We start from the raw sequence: 23,375 nt of genomic DNA, 5'->3' as shown, positions 1-23,375 counted from the left end.
ACATTATATACGAATATGTGTTTGTATGGTAGCTTTTTATAATTATAATTTTCTTAATTTAATATTATGTAAAATTTTAAATATAGTAAAAGACAGCATTATTCCAAATGCTATAGCAAAACCAATGGACAAAGTCAATATTCCTTTATGAAGAGCTTCAGCAAAATTACCTTGAACTAAAGCTATGACTGTAGTATAAGCAGTAAACCCTGGAACGATGGGGAAAATTCCAGGAACATAAAACATAGAAGAAGGAGTCTTAATTATTCTAGCCATAATTTCACTATAAAAATTAACAGCAAAAGCACCAAAAAATGAAGCAAAAACTGAGCTATTAGTAAGTGTTAAAAATATGCTATAAGCAATCCAGCCAAGGGCTCCAGCTAGTCCGCACCAAAGAATCTTTTTTCTATCAATATTAAATAATATGACGGGAAAAACGCTTCCTAAAAAAGCAAGAAAAGTCATTTTGATTAACATAACTCTATATTATCCTTTCAAAAAATAATTATAATGTATTAATTCCAATAAATAATGATGTACCAATTCCAACGCCAACTGCTACAATTATAAGCAGAGCTTCAAAAAACTTAGAGCACCCTGCAGAAAAGTCTCCATAAATGATATCCTTAATTCCATTTGTTAATATAACACCAGGAATCAAAATCATTATTGAACCAGCAATTACATTATGAGAATTGACACTAGAAATTAGAGTGTGGGAAAACATACTAAGTCCGCCAATAAGCAATCCGGCTAAAAAAGACTCTAAAAATTGAAAGAACCCAAGCTTCGATATCTTTTCAAATACTATATAAGTAATTAAGCATACTATTATTGCAATAAGTCCATCTAAAATTGAGCCATTAAAGAATAAAGTATATATAAAGCCTGTCATACATGCTGCCATTGTTCGAACACTAAGAGTAAAGTTTGGAGCATTTTTAATTTTTTCTAAACTTTTTTTGGCGTCTTCATATGTTAGTAAGCTTTTTTCAAGCTTCCTTGAAAAAGAATTTATAAGTTCTATCCTATATAAATCAACATGCTTTTCTTTAATTTTTTTCATAGAAGTTATTTTTTCTAGATTACAATCTTCAACCAGAAGTAAAAGACCGTTAGACATAGCAATACATTCACTATTAAATCCATATGACTTACATATTTTTGAGACAGTATCTTCAATTCTATAATTTTCGGCACCATTTTCAAGTAATATTTCTCCTGCTGTAAGAGCAATATCTATAACATTTTGAACATTCATAAAGTCCTCCATATATTATGCATACATTATTTACATCACTTAATTAATTATATAAGATGTAATAAATTTTTCAATTATCATTGATATAAATATTTTTAGTGCATAATTATTTATAAAAATATAGTAATTATTAATATTAAGTTTTAATTATAATAAAAAATAGTTACTAAATTTGCTTTATTGATACTTAAAATGCTTATGAAATATCAATTAGTAAAATGCAATAAATAGCTAGATCATAAACAAAATGTTAAAATTTTAAAATGAAAATTAAAAAATAATAAAATGAAAGAAGGGGTAAAATGTCGGAAAATAATAATAAAAAAATAATGTGGTATACATTGGCCTTTATGGCGTTCTCAACTGTATGGGGATTTGGAAATGTTATAAATGGGTTTTCTGAATACAATGGTTTACAAGCTATTGTAGCATGGCTTATAATATTTGCTATTTATTTTGTACCATATGCACTTATGGTAGGAGAATTAGGTTCAGCATTTAAAGAACATGGTGGTGGAGTTAGCTCATGGATTAATGAAACAATAGGGCCTAAAATAGCATATTATGCAGGTTGGACATACTGGATAGTTCATATGCCTTATATTTCACAAAAGCCACAAGGGGTTATGATTGCCACAAGCTGGGCAATATTCCAAGATAAAAGAATTAGTGATATGAACCCTGTCCTTATGCAAGGAATTTGTTTAGCAATTTTCTTAATTGGACTTTATATTGCTTCAAAAGGGTTGAACCCATTAAAGAAATTAGCAACACTTGCAGGTTCATCTATGTTTATAATGTCAATTTTATTTATATTATTGATGATAGCGGCACCAGCTATAACAAATGCACCGCTAAATTCAATTGATTGGTCAGTAAAAACATTTATGCCTACATTTGATGTAAAATTCTTTACAAGTTTATCCATTTTAGTATTTGCAGTTGGTGGATGTGAAAAAATATCTCCATATGTAAATCAAATGAAAGATCCAGCAAAAGGTTTTTCAAAAGGAATGATAACACTTGCAATAATGGTAGCGGTATGTGCTATCTTAGGAACAATCTCTCTTGGAATGATGTTTGATTCAAATAACATTCCAAATGATTTAATGACTAATGGTGCTTATTATGCATTCCAAAGATTAGGAGAATATTATCATGTAGGTAATTTATTTGTTGTAATTTATGCTCTTACAAATTTAGTTGGGCAAGTATCTACACTTATTATATCAATTGATGCACCACTTCGTATGCTCCTTGATAGTGCTGATAAGAGATTTATACCAGAAGCTATGTTTAAGCAAAATAAACATGGTGCATATGTAAATGGACAAAAACTTGTAATGGTTATTGTTTCAATTTTAATCATAGTACCAGCTTTCGGTATAGGAAATGTTGATGATTTGGTTAAATGGCTTGTAAAGCTAAATGCAGTATGTATGCCACTACGTTATCTTTGGGTATTTGTAGCATATATTGCACTTAAAAAGGCAGGAGATAAATTTGGCAGAGAGTATTTCTTTGTAAAAAATAAGATTGTAGGTATTATATTTGGAGTTTGGTGTTTTGCATTTACTGCTTTTGCATGTATAGGTGGTATGTATTCAGAAGATAAATTCCAATTAATTCTTAATATAATAACACCATTTGTTTTAATTCTATTAGGATTAATCATGCCATATCTTGCAAAAAGAGAAAGAGCAAAATAATTTTTAAAAGATATAGATATAAGATAGAATGATATAACATAATAAATACAAAATAAGAGCTATTGTAATTTGCATAAATTCACAATAGCTCTTATTTTTAATATGTCACCTTTTCTTGACCAGCTTCTATATTGGAAATAATTTGAATCTTTAAAACGGGTTCATCTTTTCCATCTTTAAACTGTTTACCTATTATCCCAGATGCTTCAACCCAAGTATCTTCAGGAGGAATATGTCCAGAATAATTTGCATCAATTCCAACAAATACTTCATGAGTATGATCATCATGTGCCATATCATATAAACGTATTATACTAAAATTTGAATCGTCTATAACCTTAACAATACCTTGGATTTTAAGAGTTTTTCCAATGTATTCATCTAAATTTATAAATATATCATCTAACTGAGTAATGAAGGATTCATCTTTTATTATTATATCATTATTTCTTATTATAGATGGTGTATTGTTTTCTACAAGGTCACTATTTGTATTTATAGAATCAGTTTCTAATTCTTTTTCATCTTCAGTATTACTATCACTGCTTTCAGGTATACTATTATTAATTTTATCTGAATTTATATTATCAAAATTAGTCATAAATAATATTGCACAGACAACAAAAATGGCTGATAGTATTATAATTAATTTCTTTTTCATTTGTTTTCTCCTTTAAATAATCGTGTATAAGTATTTTAAAGCAGATTTTTATATATTACAAGATATAATTGTATAGAATATCTATTTAGAAAAAGTTCTAAATAGATATTGCTTTTTGTTTTATATTATCCTATAATCTATTTAGATATATTTCAAAATAGATTATAGGAGGGGTTACATGGGATTCGCTGATACATTTAAAGCTCTTTCTGATCCAATAAGAAGAGAAATTTTAGTTATGCTTAAAGATAAAAAAATGTCAGCAGGGGAAATAGCATCAAATTTTAATATGACAAATGCTACAATTTCATATCATTTATCACAGCTTAAAAAAGCAAATTTAATAATTGAAAGTAAATATAAAAATTTTATATACTATGAAATAAATATTTCTGTATTTGAAGAGGTTATGCTATGGTTTTCGCAATTTAAAGGAGGGAACATAAATGAAAAAGATAATTAGTAGAACTATGATTATAACTAGTATAATATGCTTAATTCCATTTTTCATATCAATTATATTTTACAAGTCTTTGCCAGATCAAGTAGCAACACATTTTGGCTTTAATGGTATGCCAGATGGATACAGTTCTAAGATGTTTGCAGCATTTGGATTGCCACTTATCATGTTAGTAATAAATTTTATAAGTAATTTTACTATAGATAATGATCCTAAAAGAGCAAATGCTTCGAAAAGAATTAAAATTATAGGAAAGTGGACAGTTCCAATATTATCTGTACTTATGCAGAGTAGTATTATTGCAAATGCAGTAGGAATCAAGATTAATATTTCAATGTATGTATCAATTGGACTAGGAATACTTATTATGATAATAGGTAATTATCTTCCAAAATGTAAGCAAAATTATACTGTAGGAATTAAAACCCCATGGACTCTTAATAATGAAGAAGTTTGGAATAAGACTCATAAAATATCAGGATATTTATGGGTTATTGGAGGCTTCATTATTACAATATCATCATTTATAGGATTTGAATCTATTATGCTTGTTGTACTTATAATAATAGCATTTGTTCCAATAGTATATTCTTATATATTATATAAAAAATGAAAAATCTTCATCAGTAGATGAAGATGTGATATAATGCTAGGCTCGTACATAACCAAGCATTATAGCCAATAAAACAAAATTAGAATGTATAATGATTGTATAGACAAGTTATAAAATATGAATTAAAGAATAAGATTACCCCTGTTAAGTAGTGGAAATTAGAAGAATATACTATTACAAAATTTCCTTAACAGGGGAATTTTGATTTTTTACCATATCTTTTCACTTATTTATCATATATAATTGATTAGAGATAATATAAAAAATATTATAAGCTGGGGGAGATAATAATGTTTAATAATAAGGAAGAGAAAAATTCATTTGCTTTGTATTTATTATTTAATGAAAAACTTATTATGAATGAGAAAAACATAAGTGAGAGAATTAAAAGAATTAATAATGACAAGATTGAAGTTAGTCCTATATTAGGGTTAAATGGTGAAGAAGCTTTATACTGCAATATAACAATAAATGATGAGAATTTTAAACTTGTAGGAATCGACTCGAAAGTGCCAGAAGAAATAAGCAGTTATACAATAGATTGTGCTTATGGAAAAAGAGAAGAATTAGAAGACATGAGTAAACATAGTTATCATATTATAGCTTTTTATGAGGGGAAGAGCAATGATATGATGCATATCTTAAATTTGTATTACAAATTATCATATGGCTTTTTAGAACATGGATTTTTAGGATTAGCTAATGGATATAGCTGGAATGTAGTAACACCAAGTTTAATACAAGGAATGGCAGAAGATGAAGAGTTGAAAGAATTTGCAAACACACCAGCTATGATGATATATAGAAATTTTCTAAAGATACCACATAATGATGGAGTATGGTTTACTACCAAGGGAAATAATTTATTTGGCGTTCATGAGTTTGCTTTTTATGGCGATTTTGAAAAAACTCAAGAAATTTATGATATATTTGAAGATGTATTTTATTATATTTATGAAAGTGATGTACATATAGAAGCAGGACATACAATTCAGCTTGGAGATGATGTGTTTTTAAAATTTAAAGAAGTATATGAACTTCAAGATACGCTTGAAGGAGAAGGTATAGGTACTTTGGTACTAGAAAAAATAAATAGTGATGAAATAAATATGTAGAATTAAAAGACTAATATTTCTAAATATAAAAGAGATATTGGTCTTTTAATTATTTAATTATTTTAAGTAAATAGTTAATTACCGTTCAGCTTAAATTAAGACAAGGATGATAATATAATCCTATAACAAAGAAGAATGATATTTTTGTTGCTCAAGGTTTAATGTAATGAGATATAACAACATTAAATAGGGAAAGTTATAGGAGGAAATTATGAAGAAGAAGCTTATTAGCATTTTGGTGGCGTTAACTTTATGTATAAGTGCATTAATTGGATGTTCAAATACAAATAATATAACAGCGAGAACTGTAGATTCTAAAATAATAGTTTCAGCAGGAGAAAGTGAAACTGTTCCTAAAGTAGATACATATATAGAATTAGGTGAAAATATAAATGTAGATGGTGATGGCGTAAGTGTTGATAATAACATTGTTACTATTAATCGTGGAGGGACGTATAGTTTAAGTGGTAAATTAGAAGATGGACAGATAATTGTTGCAGCAAGTGAAATTGAAAAAGTATATTTGGTATTAAATGGTGTGGATATAACATGTTCAAATACATCAGCAATTTATGTTAAAGAAGCAGAAAAAACTGTAATTTCATTGGCTGATAACACAGAAAATTATATAAGAGATGGAGCAAATTATGAATTAGAAGATGAAAATGATAAAAGAGATGCTGCCATATATAGCAAAGATAATTTAACATTTGTTGGCAGTGGAAACTTAACTGTTGAAGGTAATTATAATGATGGAATAACAGGAAAAGATGATTTAAAAATAGAAGGCGGAAATATAAAAGTAAATGCTGTTAATGACGGAATCAAAGGAAAAGATTCTTTAGTTGTCACAGGTGGTAACATAACTATAAATAGCGGCCAAGATGGTATGAAATCTAATAATGATGAAAATACTGAGAAAGGTTATGTATTAATTGAAGGTGGTATAATGAATATTACATCTGGAAATGATGGTATTCAAGGTGAAAATAATGTTTATATAAGAAATGGTGACATAACTATAAATTCTGGTGGTGGAAGTGAAAATGGTGAAATTCACAATGAAATGCCGCCAGGAGGAATGAATGAGATGAGAAAACCTGGTGAAGAGGATACAGCAAATGCAGATTCTTCAACAAATGTTCAAACAGACAATAGCAATTCAAATGATAATGAGCAAACTTCTGAAAATAGCTCAGCAGAAGAAAGCACAATATCTGATAGCCATAAAGGTATAAAAGCGGACAGTAAAATTATAATTGAAAATGGAACTTTTAATATAGATTCAGCAGATGATTCTATACATACAAATGATACTATAATAATAGATGGAGGAACATTTAACTTATCTTCTGGAGATGATGGTATACATGCTGATACACTGATTGAAATAAATAGTGGAACTATAAATGTAAACAAATCTTATGAAGGTATTGAAGGAAAAACAATAAATATAAACGATGGTAAAATATACGTTAAAGCCAGCGATGATGGTATAAATGCATCAGATGGAAGTGATTCTGAATCAGAAGAAATGGGTGCACCTCAAGGAGGAGGACCTATGGGTGGAACAAAGCCATCTGAAGAAGGAATGCAAGGTGAAAAACCACAATTTAACGAGAATAATGCACCAAATATGCAAGAGGGTATGCCAAACAGTGAAGGTGAAAAGCCTGAACTAGGACAATCAAATGATCAGAATCAGACGCAAAATACCAATAATATGCCACAAATGAATGCTGGAGAGGCTATTAATGCTAATGGAAATAATGCACAAAAAGAAGCTCAACCATCAACGGGAGATATGCAAGGCGGAAGAGGACCAATGGGTGGAGAATCTTCAGGTACTGGTGTATTAAATATCAATGGTGGATATATTGTAGTTGATGCAGATGGCGATGGTCTTGATGCAAATGGATCAATATATATGAGTGGCGGCACTGTAATAGTATATGGTCCTACAAATAGTGGAAATGGGGCATTAGATTACGATAAGGAATTTAACATAACTGGTGGAATCTTAGTTGCGACTGGAAGTACAGGTATGGCTCAAACTCCAAGCAGCACATCTACACAGTATATTCTTAATTTAACTTTAAGTGATCAGGAAGCTAATACACTGGTAAGAATTGAAGATGAAGATGGAAATGAAGTAATAACGATTGCACCAGATAAAAAATTTGCTTCATTTATAATATCAACTCCAGATTTAAAGAAAGGTTCAAACTATAAGGTTTATACTGGCGGAAGTGTAGATGGCGGAAATGAAGAAAATGGATTATATAAAAATAGTAATTATACTAAAGGGACAGAAGTTATAAGTACTTCTATTTCAGAAATTATAACAAGTGCAACTCAAGAGGGAGTTACAGTATCCAATTCTCATGGCGGAGGCATGAACAAAAATGGAGGAATGGGAAGAGGAAATAGAATGGAGGGTAATGTAAAGTAAAGGAACTCGCAGTTTAGAAGATAATAAGAAAAGTTTTGCCACAATCATTATTGTCTTGTGGCAAAACTTTTTTTCTATGTAAAAAGTAGTAATGAATTCATAAAGAACACCTTAATTATTGATTTTAGGTGTATATCCAGTTATAACTAAGTAAGCCCAATCTTTTTCTGGAACCGCAGTCCATTCACATTGAACATTAAGAAATTTAAGCCAAGCATTAAGGCCATGGCTATCTTTACTTACGTTTGGTGATTTTCTTCCATGCTTTTCTTTTAAATAATCTAACAGTTTGATTTGTTCATCTTTTCCTAATTGTTTATTAATTAGATTTTTAATTTCTTCTATACATTCGTAATAAACTATAGAATCTTCAGCATAGAGTTCATTTGCATAGACTTGTCTTTCTTGATTCAAAGCATCCATAATTTCATTAATTTCATCTATATTGCTTAAATAATTTTTAGATCGTCTTAAAGCTTCAATATCTTTATCAAGCTTATTTATTGTTTTTTCTAATTTTTCAAATCTCATTTATTTTCTCTCTTTCAAATACTTATTTTAATGATAGATTTTATTTAGAATAGTTATTATATAAACTTAGCTTTTAAAAATTCATTTCATTAATAAGTTTAACTACATAACTAAGAGTATAAAAATCCTTATCTACTTCAAATTTTAAATAATGCATACCTTCAATTAATGTTTTTTCATCAAAAAGTTCACTTAAAAGCATAAATGTTAGTCCATTTATATCTCCATCTTTTGTATCAAAGATTCTTGATCTTTTAACATATTCATTTTCCATAGCAACATTAATGGCATCTTTTAACTCATCACTTATATTTAATTCTGGCATAGAATCAAATATTTTTATTTCAGGATGATTTAGATTCAAGTTTTTAGAAGAAGATAAATCACATCCTACAAAAATAGTCTTATTAAATTTGGCACCATTAAAATCTACACCATTTAAATTTGCACCTTCAAATATTGTATTACTGAATTTTGCTTCTTTAAATTTAGAACCCTTTAAATTAGAGCCTATAAATTCTGCACAAGTAAAATTTCCTCTAAAGAAATTACATTTTTTAAAGTGAGCACCTCTAAAACTTGCGTATTCAAAATGTGAGTTAGAAAAATCACAAGCATAGCATTTAGCTTTGAAAAAATTATTATATCTAAAGTTTTTATTACTTTTATCAGCATTATCATAACAGAAATTATTTTGTTCACTTTTGTTTAAAGCCATTATTATTACCTCCAAATATATTATAAGACAGCTATAGTATATTAAATTAGAAATAATATAGCTTCATTAAGTATAGTATAGATACTATTAAAAAAAGTCAAGTAAATATCCTAAGCAAATATATAAACACAAATTTAATTAATAATGAATAGTAACATGTAAGGTAAGTTTACTATTTATAGATAATTTTATTATTGTAAATAGTAATGTGAAAATATTTATTACGCTTTTTTATTATCTAAATAATCAATATATAGGTTATAACCTAAACCTAAGACTACAAATAAACCACCAATTATCTTATTTAGAGGTAGAGCACCTTCAATCATCCAGTCTATAGAAACTCCAGTAAAAAGCTGAGCTGTAAATACAAACAATGTTACATAAAATGAAGGCATTTTAGGAGTTACTACACTATTTAAAATAACGATAATTACACCTAAGAAACCACCTAAATAAGCGTAAAATGGTATCCCGTTCAAAGAGCTTAAAGATAATTTTTCTCCTATTATAATAAATAAAATAAGAGATGTTAATGCTGCTGTTAGATAATTAAAGTAACTAGATTCGATTAATCCTATTTTTTCTGATAGTCTTGTATTAAGAACTCTAGAAACTACAACAATAACGCCAGCAAGCATGGAAATTAATATATAAAACATCTATATCCTCCTAACTTAAATAAATGTCATAATGCCAATACCAACTATTATAACGGCAAATCCAATTAGTTTTTTCTTGTTAAAATGTATCTTTGGCATTCCTAAAAGACCATAGTAATCAAAAACTAATGATGTGGAAATTTGCCCTAGAAGCCCTAAGGATACAGGCAAAGATACTCCTATTTTTGGAAAGCTGATATTGTTAAATAAAACTGTAAGAACACTCATAGCACCAGCACTATAAAGGTATAATGGCAGATTCATTTTAAATGGTATTTTTATTTTTTTGATTAACATTATTATAACAAGAAAAATATATCCTATAATATGAATAAGTAATAGGGAAGAGTAAGTTCCCATTGTAGAAGATAATCTTCCATTAAAAGCAATCATAACTGCAATGAGCATACCGATTAATAATGATAAAATATTATACATAAGTTCTCCTTTTAAAATTTATTATGATATAGTAAAATCACAAATATAGTTTATTTTATTATTTGCAATTTAAATAGGACATATGTCATGTTTTAAATATTTTTAATATATATTCACAAAATAAAACATATGTGGTAATATATATAAGTTCGGATAGAATTATAGTAAAGGAGATTATCCTATGAAAGGAAAAATCAAAAATTTAAATAACGAAAATAAGAAAATAAATTGTAAGAAAATCTATAAAGATATAGAATTAATGCATGCTGTTGAAAGTTATTTAAAAACTGAATGTTACGAATCATATGAAAAAAATAATTTAAAAAAAGCATTTGAAATAGCAAAACATGACGATTCAATTAGGCTAGAAATAATGAATATAATAGATGAATTTTTATTTGAAGATAATAATCAAAAAAATATGTTTTAGGTAATTAAATATGAAAAAAATAGAAAACATCAAACTTTTAGAAAATTTTATAATTCAATATAAAATCAATGAATTATTTACTGAAGATATGACAGAATATATGTCTTTATATATGTGGAATAAAAATGAGTACATATGTAAAGAAGGAGGAGAATTAAATAATATATTTTTTCTTGTAAGAGGAAAAGCTAAGGTTTCTAAAAATTTGGCTAATGGTAAGAGTTTGCTTATTTCATTTTACAAGCCATTTAGAATAATAGGTGATATTGAATTTGTTCGTGATAATATTGCTGATTGCAGTGTTCAGACTATAAAAGATACTTATGCAATAGGAATTCATTTTGATGTAGCAAGAGCTAAGCTTTCAAAGGATTCAAAGTTTTTACTATTTATATGTAAATACTTAAGTGAGAAGCTGAGTGATTCAAGTAATAATAACTCAATAACAATATTATGTTCTTTAGAAAGCAGATTAGCTAGTTATATATATGCTTTTGTAAATGAAGAAAATTATGAAGAATTTGCTTTTGAAGAAAGTTATAGTGAGATTGCAGAACTGCTTGGAACAAGCTATAGACATCTGAATAGAACTTTAAACAAACTATGTGTAGATAATGTATTACAAAAGGATGGTAAAAAATATATAATAAAAGACATAAAAAGATTAAAATGCTTATCAGGAGATTTGTATAGATAATAATTAATAAATATTATGGAATATATTTATTAAGACAGCATATATTATATAGAAATATAAAATAGTATGGATTTATATCTATACTATTTTTTTATTCTTTAGGAAATTATATTACAGTATAACTTGTGGATAATATTGTAACAACTTAATATATAGTACCTAAAGAATAAAAAATAAATTATATGCGCCTGGCCTTTTCTTCGGCAAGCTCAGAAAATCCAGAATGCCCTAAAAAATCGACGGCTCATAAGACCTTTAATTAAAGTCATTGACTGTTAATGTATTTATTTTTTGAGAGGAAAATGTTACACAGTCACCTTGGCGATTTTTTTATTGCATTAGAAAAAATGTTCTAATAATTAAGTTATGAATGTTAACTAACAAGTGCTGGTATAAAAATTCTGTTTTATTTTAGGGGGAAGAGATATGGAAATGATGATAAGCTATAAAAATGGAAGAAAAAATACATATATAAAAGAAGGAAAGTATATGTTTATAAGCAATATAAAAATATCACCTAAAAATAGTAGTAAAACTTCTAAAGAAAAAGATGATGATGATTTTAATATATATGATGATATAAATTTAATGGTTAACATGATAAATAAAAAGAAAAATATGAAAAATTTATATTAACAAACATAGTTAAATATGATATATAAAATTATAGAAGATTAAATAATATTAAAAATGAAAAGAGAAAGATGCTATGGAAGAAATTATAAAAAAACTAGAAAAGAATGAATTATTTAATAATGTAGATAAAACTAAAATGCTAAAGATACTAGGTAATTTGAAATATTCAATAGTTTCTTATAAAAAAGGTGAAGTTATTTTCCAAGAAGAAGAAATATGCAGTGCAATTGGGCTTATAATTGATGGAACAATAAATATAGAACGTATATATCCAAATGGAAAAAGTATAGTTATGAGCAAGTTTAAAGACGGTGATGTTTTTGGAGAAGCGTTATTATTTTCTAAAGTAAATAAATATCCAGCAACAGTGATAGCACTTAGTGATTGTAAGGTACTTTATTTAACAAAAAATGAAATTATAAAATTATTTTCTGTGGAAAATAAACTTATGGAAAATTTTATGATGTTATTAAGTGAGAAAATAATAATTCTTAATAATAAGATACGAAGTATTTCTCTTAAATCTATTAGACAAAAAGTTGTTGATTATATTTTATGTGAGTACATGAATGAAAAAAATGAAGAAATTAAATTGAAATACAGCAAAGAAGAAATAGCTAATGATATAGGTATACCGAGACCATCACTATCTAGAGAGTTAATTAAGCTTAGAGATGAAGGATTAATTAACTTTAGCAGAAATAAAATAACAATATTAAATATTGAAGAGCTAGAAGATATTTTATTTAATTAAAGGGGTTTGTAACAAATGTTACAGATTCTTTTTTGTTTTCGGTATAAAATCTCATTATAAAGTAAGTCCTAACAGAAATAAAAATATATAAATTAATAAGAAGTTAAAGGAGATTTTAATTATGGAGAACAAAATGTTTTGCTTTCAATGTCAGGAAACAGCAGGATGCAGCGGATGCACAAAATTTGGAGTGTGCGGAAAGAGTCCAGATTTAGCAAGAATGCAGGATCTATTAGTATATGTTACTAAGGGATTAAGTGAAGTAACAACTAAATTAAGAGAAGAAGGAAAGAAAGTTTCTTTTGAAATAAACAATTATATAACTTTAAATTTATTTACTACAATTACAAATGCAAATTTTGATGATGAAATATTTTATAATAGAGTATTTGAAACATTAAGTATAAAAGAAAAACTATTAAATGAGCTTAAAAATAAAGAAAATTTATCAAATGCAGCATTATATAATGGTAAGACAAGAGAAGAATTAGATGAAAAATCAAGAGTAGTAGGTGTACTTGCTACAAAAGATGAGGACATAAGAAGCTTAAGGGAATTAATTATATATGGATTAAAAGGAATGTCAGCATACTTAAAGCATGCAAATGAACTTGGATATGATGATGAAGATGTAAATATATTTATGCAAAATACTCTAGCTAAAACATTAGATGATTCTTTAAGCGTAGATGAACTTGTAGCCTTAACATTAGAAACAGGAAAAGTAGGAGTAGATGGTATGGCATTACTTGATAAAGCCAATACTGAAAGCTATGGAAATCCTGAAGTAAGCAAGGTTAATATAGGTGTAGGCAAAAATCCAGGGATCTTAGTATCAGGACATGATTTAAAAGACTTGGAAGAATTATTAGAGCAGTCAGAAGATACTGGAGTAGATATTTATACTCACTCAGAAATGTTACCAGCGCATTACTATCCAAAATTAAAGAAATATAAACATTTAGTAGGTAACTACGGAAATGCATGGTGGAAGCAAAAAGAAGAATTTGAAAGTTTTAATGGACCAATTCTTATGACTACAAACTGTATAGTTCCTCCAACATCAAAAGAAAACTATAAAGAAAGAATGTTCACAACAGGTGCAGCAGGATTTACAGGATGCAAGCATATTGAAAAAGATGAAAATGGACATAAAGATTTCTCAGAAATAATTGAAATGGCTAAAAAATGTAAGGCACCAACTGAAATTGAAAGAGGAGAAATAATTGGAGGATTTGCTCATGCGCAAGTATTTGCTTTAGCTGATAAGGTTGTAGAAGCAGTTAAGACTGGAGCTATAAAGAAATTCTTTGTAATGGCAGGATGTGATGGTAGGGCTAAATCAAGAAATTATTATACAGACTTTGCAAAGGCTCTTCCAAAGGATACAGTAATTCTTACAGCAGGATGTGCAAAATATAAATATAATAAGTTAGACCTTGGAGATATTAACGGAATTCCAAGAGTTTTAGATGCAGGACAATGTAATGATTCATATTCACTTGCTTTAATAGCATTAAAATTAAAAGAAGTATTTGAACTTGAAGATATTAATGAGTTGCCATTAGCATTTAACATTGCTTGGTATGAGCAAAAAGCTGTTATAGTATTATTATCATTATTATATCTTGGAGTAAAAAATATTCATTTAGGACCAACACTTCCAGCATTCCTTTCACCAAATGTTGCAAAAGTTTTAGTAGAGAACTTTGGAATTGGTGGAATAACAAATGTGGAAGATGATTTAAAAATGTTTTTAGAATAATATTAAAAATAAGAGAGCTTTAGAATTTTTCTAAAGATCTCTTATTTTTATATATTGTAGATTTTTCAAGAAGAAAAATCATCCATAATTGATCATTGAAAATTATTCATTGATAATTATTACCTATACTATATTCATATTAGTATTTTCAGAATTTTTTATATTACTTAAAGCAAATCCAGCATAAACAAGAGCTGTACTATAATAGATAACAGAAAAACCTAATAAATTGATCCCAGCCACGCTTAGTAAAGTTTTTAAAAGCATTGGAAGAGTAATTGCATAAAAACCAATTATACAAGATTTAGTGTAATTTAATCCTGTGTTAAGAATTTTATTAATTAAATATGCTATAGGACCTATTATAATAAATACTGAAAGCAATTTTCCGATGAAAGAAAATATAGGACCAAATAAAAATAAAAGTGTTATTGATAGACTAACATAAAAGTCTATTAAAGGATAAACATCTTCTTTATTTAGATCAGGAACCATATTAATTGAAGAAGCATTTACTATATTAGAATCTACTTTTACTTTAACATTATTTTGATCTACAATTAAAGCTAAATCATATTTATTTAATAAAGCAGCATTGTTTTTTCCAGTTGTATCTAGTATGTATGCCATTCCGGATTCATCTTCATAAACTACTGGTTCTGTAGAGTCTAAATGAAATTTACCATCCTTTATATAAAAGTTAGGGATATTTCTTGAAAGCACTTCTTTTATTTCAACACCTTTGTCAGTTACTATATTAGTTAAGTTAAAATTCACAAAAAAAGAGAATATTACAGATACTATAAATATATATAGTATAGATTTAGATAATCCTTCTTTTATGAAATCTTTATATGCATCAAAGTTAAAAAAACTATATGCAAATTTATGTGTTAATCGTAATTTGTTTTCCAAAATTTTTCCTCCTACAATTATTGTATTATTTAATGTTAATTATAGCATACCAGATTTTATGGTCAAATAATAAAGATGTAATAATTCAAAATTTATTTTGTAAGACAGGTATTAATTATAAAAAAAGTAAATATATTTTTATTATAAATGAAATTAAACTATTTTCATTAACAATATGTAACATATTATGTTAACATAATTATTTACTATGAATTCAATAAAAACATATATTGTAAAAAGTTGGTGATTATAGTACCATATAAATATATTAATAAATTAAATGGGATTTTGAGAGGATAGGGATTATGAATAAAGAAGAAGTTGTAAAAGAACTAAAAGAAAGATTTAAGGATTCTGACGCAAGTAATGTAGAAGGAGTAGTAGCAGCACAAGTAGATTTAAGAGATGAAGAGGGAGGAACACTATATTTAGAAGTAAAAGATAAAACTTTATCTATAGAGCCTTATGAATATTATGATAGAAATGTAATATTAAATGTTTCATCTAGTGATTTATTAGAAATTGTTGATAAAAAGTTAAATCCAGCTGATGCTATTTCAAAAGGTATCTTGAATGCAGAGGGAGATTTAGATAAAGCATTAGAGATATTGAATTTATATAAACCAAAGATAGAAGATTTATCAAAGCCACAGATAGAAGAAAAATCAGAGGTTGAAATAGAAGAAAAGCCAGAGGGTAAAATAGAGGCAACAATAGAAGTAAAAGCTGAATCAAAACCAACTCCAAAGACAACTGCAAAGACAAAGGGTACAAATAAAACTTCAACAAAGACAACTGCAAGACCAGCATCAAAGACTACTTCAAAAAGTAAGACTAAAGCAAAAACAAAATAATAGCATTCAAAGCTAGATTTAAAATGTGAAGTTTAAGTAATTCTATTTTAAACCTAGCTTTTGTATAGTTAAATGGAAAAATATTTAAGGCTATTTTAAAGAAAAAATAGTAAAATAATATTATTAAACAATAAAAGATAAAACTAGGAGGTTAGCTTATGAGGATTCTTATTGTTGAAGATGAAATCAGACTTGCAGAAGTACTAGGTGAGATTATGAAAGAAAATAAATATGTAGTTGATATAGTCAATGATGGTGAAGAAGGATATGATTATGCAGCTAGTGGAATATATGATGTAATAATACTTGATGTAATGCTTCCAAACATGAATGGATTTGATATTGTTTTAAAACTTAGAAATAATAAAGTAAAAACTCCTATAATAATGCTTACTGCTAAAGATGAAATAGGAGATAAGGTTAGAGGATTAGACTGTGGTGCTGATGATTATCTTACAAAACCTTTTTCAAAAGAAGAGCTTCTAGCTAGAGTAAGGGCATTATCTAGAAGACAAGGTGAGGTTATATTAAATGAACTTTCATATGAAGATATAAAATTAGACAAGTCTACCAATGCACTTTTTTGTAATGATAGATCTATACATTTAGGTTTAAAAGAATCAGAGATACTTGAAATTCTTATGTGTAATTCTAATAGAGCTGTTGGCAAAGAAGAATTATTAGAAAAGGTATGGGGAATTGAATCTGATGCAGAAGATAATAATGTAGAAGTATATATATCTTTTTTAAGAAAGAAGCTTAATTTTTTAGGATCGAAAATATCAATAGAAGCAATAAGAAAAGTTGGTTATCATTTAAAGGGGACTAAGAAATGATAGACAAGTTAAAAAAGAAATTTATACTTATAAATATGGTTTTAGTATCAATAGTGCTTGCTATAACTTTTATTGGAGTTTATGCATTTACGTATAATAAATTAAGTCATACAAGTAATTGTATTCTAAAAAGAGTTATAGAAGAAAAAGGACATGATGAAAATAGGAAGAGAAAAATAGGTGGAGAAAAAATAAATATACCTTCACAATCTCCCTTAAATAAATTGACATTCTTAGTTGAATTAAATAATGAAAACAAAATTATTAATATTATAGATGAAAATATAGAAATAGTAGATGAAGAAACATTAAAGGAAATAGTTTCAGATTGTGTAGATAGTAAGAAAAATTATGGAATTATTATAAATGAGGATTTAAGGTATCTAAAGCATAAAAATGAAAATGGATTAGAAATAGCATTTATTGATAGAAGCGAAGAAATAGATACATTAAATTCACTAATTACCACATCCATTCTAGTTGGAGCTTTAAGCTTATCGGCATTTCTTATTATTAGTATATTTTTAAGCAAATGGGCTATAAAACCAGCAGAAGACGCATTTAACAGACAGAAACAATTTATTGCTGATGCATCACATGAATTGAAAACCCCTCTTACAACAATTCTTGCAAATTCAGAAATTTTATTATCACATAAAAATGAAACAATATCTAGTCAGATAAAGTGGATAGAATATATAAAATTAGAAAGTGAAAGAATGAGAGGGCTTGTTAATGATTTATTGTTTTTAGCAAAATTAGATTATAAAGAAAATTTAATATCATCTAAAGAAATAAATTTAAGTGACCTTGTATGGAGTGTTATACTTCCATTTGAATCTTTAATCTTTGAAAATAATAAGAAGCTTGAAAGTAATATAGATTCAGATATTTTTTTTACAGGAAACGAGAATCAAATAAAGCAATTAGTAGTCATACTCATTGATAATGCAATTAAATATTGTAGTGAAAAAGGAACAATAAAAATAAATTTAAATAAAAATCAAAACAAAATAAATCTATGGGTAAATAATAGTGCTGTACCTATTCCAAAAGAAGAACAAAAACATATATTTGAAAGATTTTACAGAGTAGACAAGTCTAGAGTAAGAGAAAATGGTGGATATGGACTAGGATTATCCATAGCAAAAGAAATAGTAGAATTACATAAAGGACAGATTTTGGTAACAAGTGATGAAGAAAATGGAACTACATTTAAAATAGTATTTCCTTAAAATAAAGGTCGTAGAATCAGAATTTAGTGAATAACAACCGAAATAAAGCCCTTATGTTGTGCTCGCTTGCTACAAAAATGAAGCTAAGAATTCAAACATGCAGACTTGCATCCACAAATGTTTGCTCCAAGGCATATAATGCTTAGTGAGGTACTAACTTAGCTGTATAGCCCATCTTCATCTACCGATGAAGATGTTTCCTTTAATATGCATCGGACAAACAATTGTGGAACAAGTCTACATGAAGAATTCTAAAGCTTCATTTTTTAATGCAAGACACCGCCAAACATAAGGGCTTTATTTCTTTGTTCCATCTAAATTCTAAGCACCGCATTATTATTTTTGTAAATAAATGCATTTTTAAACTATGGAATAGTTATTTATACATATTAAAGATTTAAAAAGTTAATATTTCATCATTTTTAAAAAGGTATCAATATATACATATCAGAATATAAATTCCTAAGAATTCGCTTATTTTATTCGGGTTCTATGGAGATAAAGATGCACTTATTCATATATTGAATTTCGGTTGTTATCCACTAAACTTTGTACGTCCCTTATTTATGTTATGCAAGTCCAAGTAATCTGATTATGGTTGTAAATGCAAAGCAGATTATTATTCCACATGCAGTAGGGACTAAAAATGAGACAGCAGTCCATTTTAAGCTTTGGGTTTCTTTTTTTATTGTGAGGCATGTTGTGCTGCATGGCCAGTGCATAAGAGAAAAGAGCATAACATTTACAGCTGTAAGCCAAGTCCATCCATGCTGAATTAATAAATTATAAAGCTCTGTATTTTCGAGTTCAACCATACTTCCAGTAGCCATATAACTCATTATTATTATAGGAACTACGATTTCATTTGCAGGAAATCCTAAGATAAATGCCATTAATATATATCCATCTAAGCCAATTAGATGTGCAAATGGATTTAAGAAATTTGCGCAGTGAGTTAATATGCTGTAAGATCCAATATTTATATTTGCCATGATCCAAATGACAAGACCTGCAGGAGCAGCAACCATAATAGCTCTTCCAAGTACAAATAAAGTTCTATCAAAAATTGATCTTACTATAATTTTACCAACTTGGGGTTTACGATAAGGTGGAAGCTCAAGTGTAAATGAAGTTGGAAGTCCTTTAAGTATTGTTTTTGATAAAAGTTTTGAAATTAAAAACGTCATAAAAACTCCAAGAAGAATTACACATGTTAAAATTACTGCTGAAAATAATGATTTAAATGGTCCAACAAATGAACTGGCAAAAAACATTGTAATTATGGCAATAAGAGTAGGAAATCTACCATTACAAGGAACAAAGTTGTTTGTAATTATAGCAATTAATCTTTCACGGGGAGAATCAATTATTCTACATCCTACTATTCCAGCAGCATTACATCCAAAACCCATACACATAGAAAGGGCTTGTTTACCGCAGGCACATGCTTTTTTAAAGTATTTATCTAAGTTAAAAGCAACTCTAGGCAAATATCCAAGATCCTCAAGAAGTGTGAAAAGTGGGAAGAATATTGCCATTGGGGGAAGCATAACTGATATAACCCATGCAAGTGTTCTATATATACCTTGTACTAAAATTCCTTCAACTAAAGGCGGTGTTCCAAGAAAAACAAAAAATTCTGTAAGCCTGTCTTGTACCCAGAATAGTCCAGATGCAAGAATGTCAGAAGGAACATTTGCACCAGCAATTGTAATCCAAAATATAATTCCAAGAAGTAAAATCATTAGAGGTATCCCAAATGTTTTGGAAGTCAAAATTTCATCAATTTTTCTATCTGTAGCATTGTACTCATCAGAAGAAAAAGTAACTACATTTTTACTTATGTCTTCAGATTTTTTTATGAGTGTTGATACAATCATATCTTTAAGCGTGTTAGTATCTATATTTTGTAAAAGTAAGTATTCCTTAGCTTTGTTTATTGAATGTAAAATCTCTTCTTTTTCAGAAAGATTAAATTCTAAGTAATCATTTAACGAGTTTAATAAGCTTTCATCATTTTCAAGTAACTTAAGAGCTGTCCATCTTGTGTTGATTTTGCCTTTTAAGTAAGGCAGAAGTTTTTCCTGAATCATGGTAAGAGCTTTTTCAATAGGTGTATCATATTTCATTTTTATTGGCATTTGTAAGACTTTATTAAAGGTGATGTTATATACCTCATCCATAAGTTTATCCAGACCTTTATTAATTGAAGCACTAGTTCCTACAACGCTAACTCCTAAAAGAGATGAAAGTTTCTCAATATTTATTAATATGCCTTTTCTTTTTGCTTCATCCATCAAGTTAACACAGACAATTACATTGTTAGTTATTTCAAGTGTTTGAAGAACAAGATTTAAATTTCTTTCAAGACAGGTGGCATCCATAATAACAATAGTAGCATCAGGATTTCCAAAGCATATAAAATCTCTTGCAACTTCTTCTTCAGCTGAATGTGCCATAAGAGAATAGGTTCCTGGAATATCAACTAATACAAAGTCTTTATTTATATGAATACATTTTCCAGTAGCGTTTGTAACAGTTTTTCCAGGCCAATTTCCAGTATGCTGATTTAGTCCTGTTAAGCTATTAAAAATAGTGCTTTTACCTACATTTGGATTACCTGCAAGAGCTATTATTTTATTATCAGAAGTACGAATAATATTCAAATCTTTATCTAATGCATTTGTACCAGTAGACTGATTTGTTAATCCCATTTTTAAACTCCTTTATAAATTAATAATAAATAATATATAAATTAGGTATTATAATAGAATCTTAAAAATATCTATTATATATAGAAAAAGTAAAATCGAAGTTATGCAATAATAATGTGTATATTTACTAATGTTATCATTATGCTGGTTAACTACAATATTCTTGCATAACTATAGTCCATTTATACTTATGAATATGGATAAAGCTTTTGCATTTACCTATATTCATGAGTTAAAGTGTTTCAACAACTATTTTTGAAGCATCTTCTGACCTTATTGCAATGACTGCTCCCCTTATAAGATATGCAATAGGGTCACCAGATGGACTTTTCGTTAGTGCTTCAACTTCAGTTCCATTAATAAGACCAAGATCTAAAAAGCGTCTTCTTATATGGTCTGTAGCAGTTAGTTCAACAACCCTGCATTTAGTTCCAAGTTTAATTAAATTAAGAGTACTTTGATTGGGTGTATATATATTTGCTTCCATAATTTTATCTCCTTTTAATATATTAGTTTAAGTTTAAAGAAAAAATCTTTCTCTAGTCTAACTTATGCGTTAATTTGTATAAATGACACATAAAATAAAAAATATTGTATGGAGGTGAAAAATCAATATGGATTTTCACACATATAGAGGATATGAGAGCATTAATTCTAAAAAGAATTTTTTGACTCCGTCAATGGAGGATTATTTGGAAATGATATATAGGTGCTCTAAAAATGAAGATTTTGTAAGGCTAAATAAAATAGCTCAAATGCTTAATGTACGTGATTCATCGGCATCTAAAATGATGAAAAAGCTAGGCGAATTTGGTCTTATAAAATACGAGAGATATGGGATGATAATATTAACGGAGCAGGGGAAGGTAATTGGAAAATATTTATTGGACAGACATAACATAATAGAAAACTTTCTTATATATTTGGGATGTGAAGATAAAGTGCTCAAAGAAACAGAACTTATAGAACATGCCATAAGTGTTGAGACGGTAAGAGATATCTATATGCTAAACATGTTTTTTAAAGAAAATGATGACATTCTAATGAAATTTAATAAATTTAAAGATTTAAACATAAATAAAAGATAAATATGATGCCATACTATTTGTAAAAAACATTTAGTATAGGCGTTTATTTTGATATAATAAATGTATAGAAATTTTAATAATAAGATATTATTATGTTTGTTAGAGTGATATTTCTTATATAAAAAAGAGGTATGATATTATGAGCAAATATGTTATGTCAGATATCCATGGCTGTTATGATGCCTTTTTATCAATGCTAAATTTAATAAAATTTAGTGATAATGATGCTTTATGCATATTGGGAGATATACTAGACAGAGGTGAAAAGCCATTAGATATAGTAGATTATATAGTAAAACATCCTAATATAAGTTTGATACGTGGTAATCATGAACAGCTTTTTATGAATTATTTCATCAGTAATGACGAAAAACTCTGGTATCGTAATGGTGGATTTAGTACACATAATGAATTAAAAAATAGAGGATTAGATTATGAGAAAAAGTTTTATAATTATTTAAAACTTCTGCCTCTTATAAGAATTGTAGATAATTATATTTTAGTGCATGCTGGTCTTGATTTTCCAGATGGGTTTAATGAATTATCCCTAAATGAATTTTTAAGTAATCAGACTGAAGTTACATGTTTATGGGGGAGAGATAATATAGGACATGAAAAACAGTATAAGAATTTTACTATGATTTGTGGTCATACTCCAGTACAGATAATAGATGAAAATATTAAAGAGATGGAGGATGTGAAAATACTTCATAGAAAAGGTACTATATATATTGATTGTGGCTACTGTTTTGGAAAAGAGGCTGGTGGGAAGCTTGCCTGCTTAAGATTAGATGATATGAAAGAATTTTATATTGATTCTTTATAATA

General features: G+C 27.6%; 25 protein-coding genes. 15 read left to right on the top strand and 10 right to left on the bottom strand.

Features of this window, described 5'->3' with window-relative positions; translation table 11 throughout:
- Positions 1–42: 42 nt before the first annotated feature.
- Positions 43–480, bottom strand: coding sequence for a threonine/serine exporter family protein (locus tag CNEONATNEC86_RS13200; protein ID WP_125149887.1), 438 nt, complete (start codon positions 478–480; stop codon positions 43–45).
- Positions 481–508: 28 nt separating this feature from the next.
- Positions 509–1,264: a threonine/serine exporter family protein gene (locus CNEONATNEC86_RS13195; RefSeq protein WP_125149886.1), complete on the bottom strand. Its 756-nt coding sequence runs from the start codon at positions 1,262–1,264 to the stop codon at positions 509–511.
- 302 nt (positions 1,265–1,566) lie between these two features.
- Between CNEONATNEC86_RS13195 and CNEONATNEC86_RS13190 the strand changes: the two genes are divergently transcribed.
- Entirely contained in the window at positions 1,567–2,973 is a 1,407-nt protein-coding gene (locus tag CNEONATNEC86_RS13190) for an amino acid permease (protein WP_125149885.1), read from the top strand.
- A 97-nt stretch (positions 2,974–3,070) separates the two neighbouring features.
- Here the strand turns inward: CNEONATNEC86_RS13190 and CNEONATNEC86_RS13185 are convergent, their stop codons facing one another.
- Positions 3,071–3,634 carry a TIGR03943 family putative permease subunit gene (locus CNEONATNEC86_RS13185; protein ID WP_125149884.1) on the bottom strand — a complete coding sequence of 188 codons (564 nt, stop codon included), beginning with the start codon at positions 3,632–3,634 and terminating at the stop codon, positions 3,071–3,073.
- 178 nt (positions 3,635–3,812) lie between these two features.
- On the opposite strand from CNEONATNEC86_RS13185, the gene CNEONATNEC86_RS13180 reads away from it, so the two are divergent.
- The 4 genes from CNEONATNEC86_RS13180 (at position 3,813) to CNEONATNEC86_RS13165 (ending at position 8,274) form a co-directional block, all read left to right on the top strand.
- Positions 3,813–4,097: an autorepressor SdpR family transcription factor gene (locus CNEONATNEC86_RS13180; protein WP_058295640.1), complete on the top strand. Its 285-nt coding sequence runs from the start codon at positions 3,813–3,815 to the stop codon at positions 4,095–4,097.
- Positions 4,081–4,707 (top strand): SdpI family protein, encoded by a 627-nt coding sequence (locus tag CNEONATNEC86_RS13175; RefSeq protein WP_125149883.1) that lies wholly within the window; start codon positions 4,081–4,083, stop codon positions 4,705–4,707. The genes CNEONATNEC86_RS13180 and CNEONATNEC86_RS13175 overlap by 17 nt, the downstream gene beginning before the upstream one ends.
- Before the next feature lie 290 nt (positions 4,708–4,997).
- Positions 4,998–5,822: a DUF4261 domain-containing protein gene (locus CNEONATNEC86_RS13170; protein WP_125149882.1), complete on the top strand. Its 825-nt coding sequence runs from the start codon at positions 4,998–5,000 to the stop codon at positions 5,820–5,822.
- A gap of 211 nt (positions 5,823–6,033) precedes the next feature.
- Entirely contained in the window at positions 6,034–8,274 is a 2,241-nt protein-coding gene (locus CNEONATNEC86_RS13165) for a carbohydrate-binding domain-containing protein (RefSeq protein ID WP_159116483.1), read from the top strand.
- 111 nt (positions 8,275–8,385) lie between these two features.
- Here CNEONATNEC86_RS13165 and CNEONATNEC86_RS13160 read toward each other — a convergent pair whose 3' ends face one another.
- The 4 genes from CNEONATNEC86_RS13160 to CNEONATNEC86_RS13145 form a co-directional block, all read right to left on the bottom strand.
- Positions 8,386–8,805: a hypothetical protein gene (locus CNEONATNEC86_RS13160; protein ID WP_159116482.1), complete on the bottom strand. Its 420-nt coding sequence runs from the start codon at positions 8,803–8,805 to the stop codon at positions 8,386–8,388.
- A 73-nt stretch (positions 8,806–8,878) separates the two neighbouring features.
- Positions 8,879–9,523, bottom strand: coding sequence for a pentapeptide repeat-containing protein (locus CNEONATNEC86_RS13155; RefSeq protein ID WP_125149879.1), 645 nt, complete (start codon positions 9,521–9,523; stop codon positions 8,879–8,881).
- Positions 9,524–9,744: 221 nt separating this feature from the next.
- Positions 9,745–10,185, bottom strand: coding sequence for a DMT family transporter (locus CNEONATNEC86_RS13150; protein WP_125149878.1), 441 nt, complete (start codon positions 10,183–10,185; stop codon positions 9,745–9,747).
- 15 nt (positions 10,186–10,200) lie between these two features.
- Complete coding sequence (locus CNEONATNEC86_RS13145) at positions 10,201–10,623, bottom strand: DMT family transporter (RefSeq protein ID WP_125149877.1); 423 nt, start codon at positions 10,621–10,623, stop codon at positions 10,201–10,203.
- 181 nt (positions 10,624–10,804) lie between these two features.
- Between CNEONATNEC86_RS13145 and CNEONATNEC86_RS13140 the strand changes: the two genes are divergently transcribed.
- The 5 genes from CNEONATNEC86_RS13140 to hcp all read left to right on the top strand — a co-directional run bounded on the left by CNEONATNEC86_RS13140 (position 10,805) and on the right by hcp (position 14,905).
- Entirely contained in the window at positions 10,805–11,053 is a 249-nt protein-coding gene (locus CNEONATNEC86_RS13140) for a hypothetical protein (protein WP_058295632.1), read from the top strand.
- Positions 11,054–11,063: 10 nt separating this feature from the next.
- Entirely contained in the window at positions 11,064–11,750 is a 687-nt protein-coding gene (locus CNEONATNEC86_RS13135) for a helix-turn-helix domain-containing protein (protein WP_125149876.1), read from the top strand.
- Between the two features lie 426 nt (positions 11,751–12,176).
- Positions 12,177–12,386, top strand: coding sequence for a hypothetical protein (locus CNEONATNEC86_RS13130; protein ID WP_125149875.1), 210 nt, complete (start codon positions 12,177–12,179; stop codon positions 12,384–12,386).
- A gap of 73 nt (positions 12,387–12,459) precedes the next feature.
- Positions 12,460–13,140 carry a Crp/Fnr family transcriptional regulator gene (locus CNEONATNEC86_RS13125; RefSeq protein ID WP_159136175.1) on the top strand — a complete coding sequence of 227 codons (681 nt, stop codon included), beginning with the start codon at positions 12,460–12,462 and terminating at the stop codon, positions 13,138–13,140.
- 121 nt (positions 13,141–13,261) lie between these two features.
- Positions 13,262–14,905 carry a hydroxylamine reductase gene (gene hcp / locus CNEONATNEC86_RS13120; RefSeq protein WP_125149874.1) on the top strand — a complete coding sequence of 548 codons (1,644 nt, stop codon included), beginning with the start codon at positions 13,262–13,264 and terminating at the stop codon, positions 14,903–14,905.
- A gap of 123 nt (positions 14,906–15,028) precedes the next feature.
- Here the strand turns inward: hcp and CNEONATNEC86_RS13115 are convergent, their stop codons facing one another.
- Complete coding sequence (locus CNEONATNEC86_RS13115; RefSeq protein ID WP_058295627.1) at positions 15,029–15,820, bottom strand: DUF1189 domain-containing protein; 792 nt, start codon at positions 15,818–15,820, stop codon at positions 15,029–15,031.
- A 305-nt stretch (positions 15,821–16,125) separates the two neighbouring features.
- On the opposite strand from CNEONATNEC86_RS13115, the gene CNEONATNEC86_RS13110 reads away from it, so the two are divergent.
- The 3 genes from CNEONATNEC86_RS13110 (at position 16,126) to CNEONATNEC86_RS13100 (ending at position 18,745) form a co-directional block, all read left to right on the top strand.
- A complete protein-coding gene (locus tag CNEONATNEC86_RS13110) occupies positions 16,126–16,674 on the top strand; it encodes an SCP2 sterol-binding domain-containing protein (RefSeq protein WP_159116480.1) in 549 nt (182 codons plus the stop codon).
- Between the two features lie 158 nt (positions 16,675–16,832).
- Positions 16,833–17,510 carry a response regulator transcription factor gene (locus CNEONATNEC86_RS13105; RefSeq protein ID WP_058295625.1) on the top strand — a complete coding sequence of 226 codons (678 nt, stop codon included), beginning with the start codon at positions 16,833–16,835 and terminating at the stop codon, positions 17,508–17,510.
- Complete coding sequence (locus CNEONATNEC86_RS13100) at positions 17,507–18,745, top strand: sensor histidine kinase (protein WP_159136174.1); 1,239 nt, start codon at positions 17,507–17,509, stop codon at positions 18,743–18,745. The genes CNEONATNEC86_RS13105 and CNEONATNEC86_RS13100 overlap by 4 nt, the downstream gene beginning before the upstream one ends.
- Positions 18,746–19,314: 569 nt before the next feature.
- On the opposite strand, the gene feoB is transcribed toward CNEONATNEC86_RS13100, so the two are convergent.
- Positions 19,315–21,459 carry a ferrous iron transport protein B gene (feoB, locus tag CNEONATNEC86_RS13095; protein WP_159136173.1) on the bottom strand — a complete coding sequence of 715 codons (2,145 nt, stop codon included), beginning with the start codon at positions 21,457–21,459 and terminating at the stop codon, positions 19,315–19,317.
- A gap of 232 nt (positions 21,460–21,691) precedes the next feature.
- Positions 21,692–21,946, bottom strand: coding sequence for a FeoA family protein (locus CNEONATNEC86_RS13090; RefSeq protein ID WP_058295622.1), 255 nt, complete (start codon positions 21,944–21,946; stop codon positions 21,692–21,694).
- 121 nt (positions 21,947–22,067) lie between these two features.
- Here CNEONATNEC86_RS13090 and CNEONATNEC86_RS13085 point away from each other — a divergent pair, with 121 nt between their 5' ends.
- Positions 22,068–22,547 (top strand): metal-dependent transcriptional regulator, encoded by a 480-nt coding sequence (locus CNEONATNEC86_RS13085; RefSeq protein ID WP_097919301.1) that lies wholly within the window; start codon positions 22,068–22,070, stop codon positions 22,545–22,547.
- Positions 22,548–22,686: 139 nt separating this feature from the next.
- On the top strand, positions 22,687–23,373 hold the full coding sequence (locus tag CNEONATNEC86_RS13080; RefSeq protein WP_058295620.1) for a metallophosphoesterase family protein: 687 nt from the start codon (positions 22,687–22,689) through the stop codon (positions 23,371–23,373).
- Positions 23,374–23,375 lie beyond the last annotated feature (2 nt).

Source organism: Clostridium neonatale (assembly GCF_900465025.1).
In the GTDB taxonomy this organism is placed as follows: domain Bacteria; phylum Bacillota; class Clostridia; order Clostridiales; family Clostridiaceae; genus Clostridium; species Clostridium neonatale.
Note: the sequence above shows the minus strand (reverse complement) of the source record. Positions and strands in the feature narration are given on the sequence as shown.